The organism is Microcoleus sp. A003_D6 (assembly GCF_036702825.1).
In the GTDB taxonomy this organism is placed as follows: Bacteria; Cyanobacteriota; Cyanobacteriia; order Cyanobacteriales; family Microcoleaceae; genus Microcoleus.
In genome coordinates this window covers 20,947-32,271 of the sequence record NZ_JAUBWA010000087.1, presented here as the reverse complement: position 1 = coordinate 32,271, position 11,325 = coordinate 20,947, and the positions used below count along the sequence as shown (strand labels likewise).

Annotated in this window: 11 protein-coding genes; 5 read left to right on the top strand and 6 right to left on the bottom strand. The window is 45.9% G+C overall.

The window, feature by feature from the left end:
* A partial coding sequence (locus tag QUB70_RS22100) for an RNA-guided endonuclease InsQ/TnpB family protein (protein WP_332983456.1) occupies positions 1–677 on the bottom strand: 677 nt, incomplete at its 3' end.
* A gap of 76 nt (positions 678–753) precedes the next feature.
* Between QUB70_RS22100 and tnpA the strand changes: the two genes are divergently transcribed.
* A complete protein-coding gene (tnpA, locus tag QUB70_RS22095; RefSeq protein WP_332983455.1) occupies positions 754–1,167 on the top strand; it encodes an IS200/IS605 family transposase in 414 nt (137 codons plus the stop codon).
* 234 nt (positions 1,168–1,401) lie between these two features.
* Positions 1,402–1,827, top strand: coding sequence for a hypothetical protein (locus QUB70_RS22090; protein WP_332983454.1), 426 nt, complete (start codon positions 1,402–1,404; stop codon positions 1,825–1,827).
* A gap of 17 nt (positions 1,828–1,844) precedes the next feature.
* Here QUB70_RS22090 and QUB70_RS22085 read toward each other — a convergent pair whose 3' ends face one another.
* Positions 1,845–2,471, bottom strand: a complete 627-nt coding sequence (locus QUB70_RS22085; RefSeq protein ID WP_332983453.1) for a TenA family protein — start codon at positions 2,469–2,471, stop codon at positions 1,845–1,847.
* A gap of 163 nt (positions 2,472–2,634) precedes the next feature.
* Between QUB70_RS22085 and QUB70_RS22080 the strand changes: the two genes are divergently transcribed.
* Both QUB70_RS22080 and QUB70_RS22075 read left to right on the top strand, forming a co-directional pair.
* Positions 2,635–4,329, top strand: coding sequence for a hypothetical protein (locus QUB70_RS22080; protein ID WP_332983452.1), 1,695 nt, complete (start codon positions 2,635–2,637; stop codon positions 4,327–4,329).
* A gap of 56 nt (positions 4,330–4,385) precedes the next feature.
* Complete coding sequence (locus QUB70_RS22075) at positions 4,386–5,342, top strand: glycosyltransferase family 2 protein (protein WP_332983451.1); 957 nt, start codon at positions 4,386–4,388, stop codon at positions 5,340–5,342.
* A 98-nt stretch (positions 5,343–5,440) separates the two neighbouring features.
* On the opposite strand, the gene QUB70_RS22070 is transcribed toward QUB70_RS22075, so the two are convergent.
* On the bottom strand, positions 5,441–6,109 hold the full coding sequence (locus QUB70_RS22070; RefSeq protein ID WP_332983450.1) for a cadmium resistance transporter: 669 nt from the start codon (positions 6,107–6,109) through the stop codon (positions 5,441–5,443).
* 353 nt (positions 6,110–6,462) lie between these two features.
* On the opposite strand from QUB70_RS22070, the gene QUB70_RS22065 reads away from it, so the two are divergent.
* On the top strand, positions 6,463–7,608 hold the full coding sequence (locus tag QUB70_RS22065; protein WP_332983449.1) for an aliphatic sulfonate ABC transporter substrate-binding protein: 1,146 nt from the start codon (positions 6,463–6,465) through the stop codon (positions 7,606–7,608).
* A 401-nt stretch (positions 7,609–8,009) separates the two neighbouring features.
* Here QUB70_RS22065 and QUB70_RS22060 read toward each other — a convergent pair whose 3' ends face one another.
* The 3 genes from QUB70_RS22060 to QUB70_RS22050 form a co-directional block, all read right to left on the bottom strand.
* The gene (locus QUB70_RS22060; protein ID WP_332983448.1) at positions 8,010–8,804 is read right to left on the bottom strand and encodes an SDR family NAD(P)-dependent oxidoreductase; all 795 of its coding nucleotides are present in this window, start codon (positions 8,802–8,804) and stop codon (positions 8,010–8,012) included.
* A 72-nt stretch (positions 8,805–8,876) separates the two neighbouring features.
* A complete protein-coding gene (locus QUB70_RS22055; RefSeq protein WP_332983447.1) occupies positions 8,877–9,896 on the bottom strand; it encodes an NADP-dependent oxidoreductase in 1,020 nt (339 codons plus the stop codon).
* Between the two features lie 356 nt (positions 9,897–10,252).
* The gene (locus QUB70_RS22050; RefSeq protein WP_332983445.1) at positions 10,253–11,236 is read right to left on the bottom strand and encodes an aldo/keto reductase; all 984 of its coding nucleotides are present in this window, start codon (positions 11,234–11,236) and stop codon (positions 10,253–10,255) included.
* Positions 11,237–11,325: the final 89 nt, after the last annotated feature.

The window sequence follows — 11,325 nt, the reverse complement described above, 5'->3', positions numbered from 1 at the left end:
AGGGAAATATACCACCCATCCGCTTCTCGAATAACCGTTCCCGTCTTAACCTTGAAACCTTGTGGTATTGAACGATGGAATACCATCGGCACTTGACCTATTTTTGCAAGGTCAATACAAATTCTATTTTGCTCATCCTTAACAATATCAAGATTATCTAGTTGAGCGTAAGTAAAAGATTTGTAGTAGTGGAAACCTTTGAACTTAGGCTTGCCCCTACGATTACCGTTTTTGTCCGGCGTTGTAAAATTCGAGAAAGAAGTTTCCACTCGATTCACTACATCCTGCAAAACTTGAGAATCTAAGCTTTTGTAATCAGGAAGTAGTTTCTTAGTATTTTTCAAGTCGGCTAACTGTATCGTTTGCCATTGAACGTAACCGCCTTCAATGTTTGAGAAAACATCACCCCTCTTAGTTAAAGGATTACCAGATTCATCCTTTTTCCTGCCATCTCTAGTTTGTGTTCTAGTTAAGGGGATGTTTTGGTAAATCTCCTCAACAGGGACTATAGATGCAGTCAAAGGACAAGCGTTGACTGGAGTTCTCGTGGACTCCCACCATCTAAATCTTTCACCCAGTCGATAATTGTATTGTCTGCGACAGAGTTCTAAATGTTTTTCGATGGTTGCTAACTGAGCTTTTGTGGGTTTGAGGCGATATTTATACGTTAACTGCATCAGAAACTTCCCTTTTTCGACCTTTTTACAGTATAGTTGGCGTATCCCAAAAATACAACACCTAATAAAAATAAATATGAAAAATGATTTCGTGTCAAGCGCTCGGTCTGTTTCAGACCTCAAGGCTCATCTAGTCTTGTGTACCAAATACAGGCGCAAGGTGTTCAATGCTCAGATGCTAGCCAGACTCAACGAGATATTTGCCGACCTGAGTGAAAAATGGTCGTGTAAACTAATAGAGTTTAATGGCGAAGAAGACCATATTCATCTACTATTTCAGTATTACCCGCAGATGGACTTGTCAAAGTTTATAAATAATATCAAGTCCGTGGCAAGTCGCCGACTTAGAAGCGAGTTTCCTGAAAGAGTAAATGAGTTTTATCACAAAGATGTTTTATGGAGTAGTTCATATTTCATTGCTTCTTGTGGAGGAGTTACGGTTTCAACGCTTAGAAAGTACATCGAAAATCAGAATTCTCCCGATATATAATTGCCTATCTACGTGCCTCCGACCGACGCTTCTGGACATCCCTACTGTGATTTATTCGGGGTACAACGAGAGCGCTCAGATTTATCCCCTCTAAATACACAGAGGGACTTCCCGGCTGTTAGTTAAAATTAGCAGTAGACCTCTTGCAAAAATAATTAGGACGGGCTCTCCGACCCATCCCACAAGAAAAAATAACTCTTGTGGGACGGGCCGGAGAACCCGTCCCATGAATTGATGAAAGAATTTTTGCAAGAGGTCTATTGTGCTATTGGTTTAGGAGATGCTTTCGCATTTATTCACGTCCAAAAAGCCTGGGTTCAGCCTACTTGGTTGGAGATATTTAAGGAATTTTTCAGTTTCCGCTTGCAAGCTTTTAGTAAATTTGCGATGATTTTTTGCGGTGGCTATTTGTTGTGGTATTTGCGAAAAAGACTGGGCATTACAGCCGTCTGTTTCGGTTTTTGCTCTTTGCCACTGCTGGTTAATTCGGGAGTTCTAAGCTCAGTAAACCTCTACGCTTATAGTATTGTACCGCTGTCAATAGCTCTCGGCTTGTTGCTGGCGGCTAGGCCTCGTTGGGGTTACGGATTGATTGGATTGTTTGGCATATTTCTGCTGTACTTTTCTGTGAAATTTGCTAGTTGGCTGTGGATAGCTTAGGGGCGATCGCACTTATTTTATTCGATCTCCCATGCTGACTGAAAAAAGTCCCATTCGCACAGCATGGCGTAGCGATAGGTTGTTTCTATTTCAGGCGTTAATGGTGCTGCGTAGCGATCGACCAAACTTTCCAGCCGTTTGGCTAAAATCTCAAACTCAGGGCTGCTATAGGTGGAAATCCAGTCGCTAAAGGCGTGTTCCGGTATTTTAGGTTTAGCTATCTGCTGTCCCAAAAAAGCATACAATCGCAAGCAAGGAGTCATCGCGGCTGCTGTCAAACCGACACCGCTTCCCCAGGCTGTCGCTAATAAAAAATCCGTGTAGTGACGGGTAGCGATTCCCGGTTTCGCGATCCGCAAGTTCACACCCCATTTGGCTGCATATCCTTGATGCAAGCGAAGTTCTTCTAAAACACCGCTGCCGAGATTGTGGAGGATTTCAAACCCCTCCCAGTCGGGTGCTTTTGCCGCAGCGATACTGTAAGCGCGAGCGAATGCTCCCAGAAAAAATGCGTCTTGTGCAACGTAATATGCAAAACTATTTTGGGGGAGGCTGCCGTCTGCAATGCCTCTAACAAAGGGATGTTGCAGACAAGCTTCGCTTAAATCTTGATTTGCTTGCCAAAGATAGTTAGAATTTGTCATAATTTTTTAATCTCTCGGTTATGATGGTAATTTTTAGATGACTTACGCAAACACCAGGTTTCTACTAGAAATATTGGGAAAAAACAACGAGGAATTAACTAGGAAACCAGGTTTTTAGTCTTCCCGCGCTGAACGTCCTGTCTTAAACTCAGGCTCAACATCTATGATAACAGATATATTCGCCTTGATTCCAGTGGTGGCTCTGGGCATTTTGTTTCTCATATTTCAGAAAAGAGATAATTGTTGGCGTAATGCTATTTTGTCCGCAGCCATTGTTGGGGGAGTTATTGTTGCTTTATCTACTGAATTTTTCAGTTTATTTAGGTTGCTGACTTTTGAGTGGGTGTTCGGGCTGTGGTTGGTAGCAGATATTTTGTTGTTGATTTTTTATCTAAAATTTCAATCTGTCCAGCCAATTTTTGAGAAAAATCAAGATGAGAAATTTCCGAGTTTCTTAGTGGGGTTGCTAGGCGGTGTATTATTTATTTTTGCTGCGGTTGGTTTAATTGCTGTAGTTGCACCGCCTAACAATTGGGATTCTATGACTTATCACATGAGCCGGGTTGTACACTGGATGCAAAACCGCAGTGTGGAGCATTATCCAACTTCTTATGTGCCACAGTTGTATCACCCGCCTTGGGCTGAGTTTGCGATTATGCACTTTCAGATTTTAAGCGGGGGCGATCGCTTTGCTAATTTGGTACAGTGGTTGAGTATGGTGGGAAGCGCGATCGCAGTTTCTTTAATTGCTAAGCAACTGGGCGCTAATGTGCGCGGTCAAGTTTTTGCGGCTGTTTTTGCTGCGACTTTGCCGATGGGTATCCTCCAGGGTTCTAGCACTCAAAACGATTATGCTGTATGTTTTTGGGTGGTGTGTTTTGTCTCCTGCGGTTTGGCAGGAGGAATGTCACCAGGAATCACGGGGTTTAATACTTTCAAAATTGGTGCGAGTTTGGGTCTAGCTATCTTGACAAAAACGACAGCTTATATATTCTGTTTGCCTTCTATTATTTGGTTTATTGTAGGAGGAATTAAATGTTTTCGGGGGAAGATGCTGCGACCAATTTTGATAATAGCCGCAGTGACTTTAGTGTTGAATATCGGTCACTTTTGGCGAAATTACGATTTATTCGGTTATGCGATTGGATCGCCTCAAGATTTTACTAAAGAATATAAAATAGAAGTATTTACGCTGCCAAATTTCCTGTCAAATGTAATTAGAAATTTAGGTATGCAAGCCGGGACGAGAATTTCCAGAATTAACGGTGCGATTGCGGGAGTGATTAACATCCTGCACCGAATATTGGGCGTAGCTACAAACGACCCGCGCATCACTTGGCCTCCAGGACAAGTATTTGCGATCGCTACACCGTCATTTAATAGACCTCTTGCAAAAATCCTTTTAATCAAATTCTGGAACGGGCAAGATGCCCGTTCCACAAGAAAAAAAATTTTGTGGGATGGGCATCTTGCCCGTCCTAGTTATTTTTGCAAGAGGTCTTTTAGAAGTCGGTCTCAAATCGAAGTTGCTTACAATACAGCAGTAGATTTTGTTAAATCTAAAAACTGCACCAATACAGGACTGTCATTTTGGGCTAAAAATGCTTGGGAATATCCCTTGTGGGTAATGTTTCCAGAGCCGGGAAAACCAGCACCTCGCATCGAACACATTTCCACTATCGATCCTGTTGTTAAGCAAAAGCTCAACTCGGAACCTTACAAAAGTTTTACCCCTTGTGCCATAATTTACTTTGCTAGAAAAAATGACGGCAGGCAAGGAAAAGAAATGGTTGTCAAAAATCAAACTTACCTACAAAAATGGTCGATGGAGCCACTGAGCGTGTTTGTGAAAAAATAACCTTTTGATTTATTTGATTTAACAGTTGAAAACTTGATTTGCCTACAGAAACTGCGATGAACGATAGACCTAAGTATTCCTTGATAATTCCCATCTATAACGAAGAAGAAAATCTGGCTGAACTTTATCGGCGAATTAGTGCAGTGATGGAGCGAATGGACGGCCCAGTAGAATTAATTCTAATCAATGATGGCAGCCGCGATCGCTCTCTCGAACTTTTGCGAGAATTGCACGAACAAGATTCGCGCATTTGTTACCTCAGTTTTGCCCGCAATTTCGGTCACCAAATAGCTGTAACTGCTGGTTTAAACTTTTCTCGCGGTCAAGTTGTAGTAATCATGGACGGCGATTTGCAAGACCCGCCAGAGTTAATTATAGATATGGTAGAACAGTGGCGGCAGGGCTATCAAGTTGTTTACGCTCAGCGCACTCAACGCCGTCAAGAAGGTTGGTTTAAGCGGTTGCCAGCTTATATGTACTATCGCATTTTGCGGAATCTTGCTGATGTTGACATTCCCATAGATACGGGAGATTTTTGTTTGATGGATCGCTGCGTGGTGGATGTACTCAACGCCATGCCAGAACGCAACCGCTACATTCGGGGACTGCGCGCTTGGATCGGTTTTAAACAAACGGCTGTTAAGTTTGAACGAGATCCGCGTTTTGCAGGCGATGTTAAGTATACGTTCAGCAAATCTTTTACTTTGGCAATGAACGGTTTAGTATCTTTTTCAAAAGTGCCGCTGCGGCTGTCAATTTATCTGGGGTTATTTGCTGCGTTTGTATCTGTTTCGATGGCTTTTTTGGTTTTGTACTGGCGTCTTTTCTCTCCAGGTTCGGCATTAACTGGTTTGACAATTGTAATTATGGCAATTTTCTTTTTAGGTGCGGTGCAGTTGGTCAGTATTGGGATTTTGGGCCAGTATGTGGGGCGGATTTACGAGGAGGTGAAAGGCCGCCCGCTTTATACGCTGGCAGAAGTTGCTGGTTTTGGCGAGCGGTTTCGATCGTAAAAAAATGCAAACAAGTGTTAATTACTATTCGCTAGGCTCGAAATTGACATTGCACCGCGCTAGCCAGGTTAGCACTGACGATCGATCGCCTTTTTCTGTCAAGAGTTCGGTAGAAAAAGACGATAGGATTCGCTGTCCATCAGAATTCTGAAACCCAGCCACATCAGCACGAAAGGGAAAAACTTGCTCGCATAACGGCTGAGTACCAAAGCAATACCAGGTAGATGCGTCAGAGTATAGGACATAAACAGCCAGCAGCCAACAATAAAATAGCAAACGGGTATAATTACGGACAGATTTTGGATTGAGCTAGTGGCAAACAAAGGGATATAGATCCCGAGATTGTTGCCGCCGTTAGCAATCGTGACCGAGGAGACGCGGTAAGTCTGCGGATCGCGGATTACATCCCACAGAGATCGCTTTCTGGAATCAAAGCCTCGAAATTTAGAGTTTCTTTTGAGATTGGCTGACTTATCTTCGGCTGAATCATCCTTATTGAGGTTGAGCAAATTTTTCAAGCCAATGAGTATCGGCAGAATCCCCAGTAGACCCGTCCAAGTTGACGGAATCACTAGCCCCAGTACGAAACCAATCAAACTTACTGCCATCAATACCGTGAACCCTATAATCTCACCAACCACAATATGTTGAGGACGAAAAGTACGATTAACCTCACTGAAGAAGGCAGTTAGATAAATATTGTCGTCAAACGTTGTTGCCACAGCAGTAGCTAGCCCGATCTTAATTGTTGCAATTAACCAATCCATTACCATTCCTCACTCAACACCTATCTGATGACCGAAACGAGCGATCGCTCAACCGCTGTAGACAATCACCACAATATCGATATGATAATGTGAGTATCGCACATTGGATGTAACGAGCGAGCAAATCTGGAAGTTTATCCGTATCAAGCGGTGCTTTGACTCGATCCCCCATCTTCATCCAGCGTTCATCACCTGTGTTTATCAAAGGAGTCAGTATGATTAGCCGCTTGATTGACCGTCTGCCAAGAGGCACAGGTCAAAACATCTTACGGTCACGAAGATCGGTCATTCGCAGATCGCTTGCCTCTAGGTTTGCAGTGCGTTTTTGCATCGGCCTTGTCTCGGTTTTGGTCTTGAGTCTGGCTTTTGACAGTCATGTTGCCGCTTCTGCCTCTGGCAATGTACTCTCCCCTGTAGTAAGTCAGGTAAATCAAGCCAAACTGCCTAAAGAATCACCAATGCGGTTACTGGAAACGGTGGGACTATTTGTGGGTGGGATTATTTTCTGTGTAGTTTTGGATCGCTGGTTTTCTAACCGTTCTGCTCAATCTGGCAACACACCCTTAGCTGAGCAAGCGCGACGGCTCAAGCAACTTAAAATCGGGTATCCAGAGGGGATGACAAATCTGGAAGTTCTCCGCGCTCAAGGCTTGCTCGAAAGCCGTTTGCGACCATTTGGGCTGATTGTCACTTGGACAAGCTTTTTATCAGCTTCTGCTCTGATAGAAGCACTAAGTAATGGGACAATTGATTTCTGCGGCGGCGGTGCTACGGCCAGCATCTTCTCTCAAGCAGCGGATCATGTGTTTGTGCGGGTGGCTAAAGAAAAATATACCGCTCCTAAAGGTCAAGCGATTCTAGTACCAGAAGACTCTCCGATTCAGACGCTTGCCGATTTGAAGGGTAAAAAGATAGCTTTTGACAAAGGCTCAAGCGCCCATTACATACTTGTGCGAGCATTGGCAAAAGTGGGGCTAGAGTTTAGTGACATTGAGCCAATTTATCTGACCCAGCCACAGGCGTTGCCCCTATTCCGACAAGGTGAGGCCGATGCTTGGGTGATTTGGGTTCCCTATACAGCAACTCAAGCCCGAAGCGCTTATCCAGGGCGATCGATTGCAGACTTAGAGAGCATTTTTGGTGACAAAGCTTCGCTGGAAGTTCCCACCTATTACTACGCGATTCCAGAGCTAGTACGCGATTATCCCGACTTGCTCAAGGTGATTTTAGAAGAGGTAAACGAAGCTGGAGCTTGGGCTAAGAAACAGGAATTAGAAGCGGCTGTGCGATTGGCAGAGCACCATGAAATCGATCCGTCGATTGTAGAAATTTTACAGCGACGCAGTGCCGAACGCGCTATTATCCCGATCGACGACCAATCGCTCACGGCCCTACAGCATCAAGCAAATATATTTAGAGATTTAGAGCTGATTCCTGAGCGGGTGAATGTGAAAGATGGAACCTATAGCTTGCAGACGAAGCAAAACTGGACTTATTAATCTGACACTGGCACTTCACCGCCATCATTAGACCTCTTGCAAAAATAATTAGGACGGGCTCTGGGGCCCATCCCACAAGAGTTATTTTTTCTTGTGGGATGGGCCCCAGAGCCCGTCCCATCAATTGATGAAAAGGATTTTTGCAAGAGGTCTATTCAATCTGCCTTAAGTTTTCGCTTATGCTTACTACCAAAATGGTGTAACAGTCTTTAAAATCCGTTGCAGTTGGCATCACTGAAGTTTTAATTGCGGGTTATTTAGCGGTAGGTAGTAAGAGCGAATCCGGTTGCATCGGAATGATATATTTTTGATAATGCGATCGCGAACGGTAACGACGGATCGCACTATTGGTAATTCATACTTACCCCTGATTGCTAAAGCGATCTACCAAGGCGATTGCATTAAATAATCGATCGCAGCAATCCACCTTCGACTCGCAGAGCAGCACCATTAGTTGCAGATGCTAAAGGACTAGCAACAAATGCAACTAATGCAGCAACTTCAGACGTTGAAGCAAATCGCTGAATCAGTGAAGATGGACGAGTCTTGGTAAAAAACTCTTTCTCAACTTGTTCGGGTGAAATATTTTGATCCTTGGCGAGTCCCTCAATGAAAGTTTCCACTCCTTCGGAACGGGTTGGCCCTGGCAATACTGTATTCACTGTGACTTGACTGCCTGCGGTTGTTTCAGCTAAACCACGAGCCAATGCCACTTGTGCAGTCTTGGTAACGCCATAGTGAATCATTTCGACGGGAATATTCAAGGCAGACTCACTAGAGATAAAAATAATTCGTCCCCAATTTTGCTTCAGCATCAGCGGTAAGTAATGACGCGAGAGGCGTACACCGCTCATAACGTTTACTTCCAGAATGTTCATCCACTCCTCATCGGAGATATCTTCAAATGCTTTGGAGCCATAAATTCCCAAGTTGTTGACCAAAATGTTGACGAATGGCACTTGTTGAAACAACAAGTCAACTCCTGCTTTCGTTCCCAAATCGGCAGCAATTCCTTGAATTTTGGCATTTGGGACGCTTTGATCAATGCGATCGAGAGCATCGTTTACGCGATCTTGCGTTCTGCCATTGACAATGACTGTTGCTCCTTCCTGGGCAAGTGTCGTGGCGATCGCTAGTCCAATTCCGGCGGTTGAACCGCTGACCAATGCAACCCGATCTGATAGTTGGAGATCCATACTTTCTTAAACCAAATAATTGATAAGCTATCTAGGGTTTCAACTTGCTCAAATAATGAAGCAAGTGCCGACTCAATTAGTGGAAACCTCACCCAATTTTACCACCATTTTACCCACATTTTTGCCTTCAAAAAGACCGATGAAAGCGTCCACCGCTCGATCGATTCCTGCGACCACTGTTTCCTGGTTCTTCAGTTTTCCCTCTCGGAAATAGCCGCCCACTTCCTGTTCAAATTCCCCCTGGCGATCGAGCCAATCGCGAACTAGCAGCCCTTTCATCGTCAACCGTTTGCCAATCAAGTTAAATAGATTGGAAGGGCCCGGCTGCGGCTTTTGGGCGTTGTAACCGGAGATGCCGCCACAAGCGATAATCCGGCCGTACACCCGCAGAGCCGAGAGCGCCGCTTCGAGGGTTTCGCCTCCTACATTATCGAAATAGACATCAATCCCGTCTGGCGCAGCGAGGTTCAGTTGTTCGAGGACAGGGCCGGCATTGTAATTGAAAGCTCGATCGAATCCGCATTCTTCCAGCAGAAACTTGATTTTTTCCGCTGAACCTGCTGACCCGATGACACGACACCCGCGCAGTTTCGCCAGTTGTCCGGCCACACTTCCCACCGCACCGGCGGCTCCGGAAACAAAAATGACATCCCCGGCTTTGACCTCTACTAAATTCAACCCCACCCAAGCGGTCATGCCCGTCATGCCGAGGGCGCCGAGGTAAACTGAGAGCGGTTGCATCTCGCGGCTGACGGGATGCAACTCTTTCGGCGCTGCTATAAAGTATTCCCGCCAGCCAAAGTTGGAAGTGACAACATCACCCGGCTTGAATTCCTGGGCGCGGGACTCGATGACCTCGCCGACTGCGCCGCCTTCGAGGGCTTTTCCTAACTCGAAGGATGGAACATAGGATTTCCCCTCGTTCATGCGACCGCGCATATATGGATCGACGGACATATAGAGATTGCGAACGAGCACTTGCCCATCTTGAAGAGGCTCTAGTTTGGTCTGGGCGATCGTAAAGTTATCTGCGGTGGGCATCCCGTTGGGGCGGGAGACTAGCTGGATCTCGCAGCTCATGATATCTGTCATAATTTTCTTCTTATTGGTGAGAGTTTCAGAACTAGATCGACTTAAGTTCGATCAGTTGTTTTTAACCTTTACTAAAGGCATGGATGCCAAAATTTGCATTTATTCGAGTTCAATTTCTCTGGTTTTCTTAATAAAAAAGGAAACGAAAAAGATTGAGATTGCTGCGGGTAGGGCGTGTTTTTTAAACCCGGAGATCCCCCTAAGATCATCCGGTTGCACTCAGACATGATAGGCCGGAGACGGCAGTGCCGTGTCCCTACAATTAATCGCGGTAGGGACACGGCAGTGCCGTGTCCTCGATATCATAAGGAGTCACACCCAGCCCGAAATATTGCACTTGGCGAGTTCGCCAATTCCTAACCATTAACGCTGCTCATATCGGGGTAGCGATCGCCCACCGCAATTCCTAATGGCAGGGCTTTCTTGAGCTGGTCTAGTTCTGCTTGAGTCAGCGTCACATCGGCTGCTGCAATGTTTTCTTCTAAATAGGTGCGGCGTTTGGTGCCTGGAATCGGCACGATGTCTTCGCCCTGCGCCAAAACCCAGGCCAGCGCCAACTGTCCGGCTTTGATGCCCTTAGTGGCGGCCATTTGCTCGATTTGCTCGACGAGTTCCAGATTTTGCTGGAGATTCTCGGCTTGAAAGCGAGGATATCTTTGCGGTCGAGAGTCTCCCTCCGATAGCGTGTCGAGGCTCTTGATTTTGCCTGTGAGAAACCCGCGCCCCAGAGGGCTGTAAGGCACAAACCCAATCCCTAGTTCTCGACAGGTGGGCAAAATATCGGTTTCTGGCTCCCGGCTCCACAGCGAATATTCAGTCTGGAGTGCCGAAATAGGATGCACTGCCATTGCGCGGCGGATGGTGTCGCTGGCGGCTTCGGAAAGCCCGAGGTAGCGCACTTTCCCGGCTTGAACTAACTCTGCCATTGCGCCTACGGTTTCTTCGATCGGAGTGTTGGGATCGACTCGATGCTGGTAGTAAAGGTCGATCGCATCTACGCCCAGACGCTTGAGACTGGCATCACAGGCAGAGCGGACGTATTCGGGTTTGCCATTGACGCCCTTAAAGCTGCCGTCGCTACCGCGTACATTGCCAAACTTGGTGGCGATGATGACTCGATCGCGACAATCTTTAATCGCTTTGCCGACTAACTCCTCATTGTGACCGACACCGTACATATCAGCCGTGTCGAGCAAAGTCACGCCTAGCTCTAAGGCGCGATGAATGGTGGCGATCGATTCTGACTCATCGGTTGTCCCGTAGAACTCGGACATCCCCATGCAGCCGAGTCCTAACTCTGAGACTACTAATCCTTGATTCCCCAGTTGTCGCTGTTTCATCTAACCCCCCAGGAGACTCGCACCATAGCTGTACCCAGCTTGGTGTCGAGAGGAATGGGGCGCAAATTGTGAAACGTCCCCTGATTGAA

Bases quoted from the DNA above. Each gene is read 5' to 3' on its own strand.
- QUB70_RS22075 (WP_332983451.1), top strand. From the start codon at position 4,386: ATGAACGATAGACCTAAGTATTCCTTGATAATTCCCATCTATAACGAA.
- QUB70_RS22055 (WP_332983447.1), bottom strand. From the start codon at position 9,896: ATGACAGATATCATGAGCTGCGAGATCCAGCTAGTCTCCCGCCCCAAC.
- QUB70_RS22085 (WP_332983453.1), bottom strand. From the start codon at position 2,471: ATGACAAATTCTAACTATCTTTGGCAAGCAAATCAAGATTTAAGCGAA.
- QUB70_RS22060 (WP_332983448.1), bottom strand. From the start codon at position 8,804: ATGGATCTCCAACTATCAGATCGGGTTGCATTGGTCAGCGGTTCAACC.
- QUB70_RS22090 (WP_332983454.1), top strand. From the start codon at position 1,402: ATGAAAGAATTTTTGCAAGAGGTCTATTGTGCTATTGGTTTAGGAGAT.
- QUB70_RS22080 (WP_332983452.1), top strand. From the start codon at position 2,635: ATGATAACAGATATATTCGCCTTGATTCCAGTGGTGGCTCTGGGCATT.
- QUB70_RS22070 (WP_332983450.1), bottom strand. From the start codon at position 6,109: ATGGATTGGTTAATTGCAACAATTAAGATCGGGCTAGCTACTGCTGTG.
- tnpA (WP_332983455.1), top strand. From the start codon at position 754: ATGAAAAATGATTTCGTGTCAAGCGCTCGGTCTGTTTCAGACCTCAAG.
- QUB70_RS22050 (WP_332983445.1), bottom strand. From the start codon at position 11,236: ATGAAACAGCGACAACTGGGGAATCAAGGATTAGTAGTCTCAGAGTTA.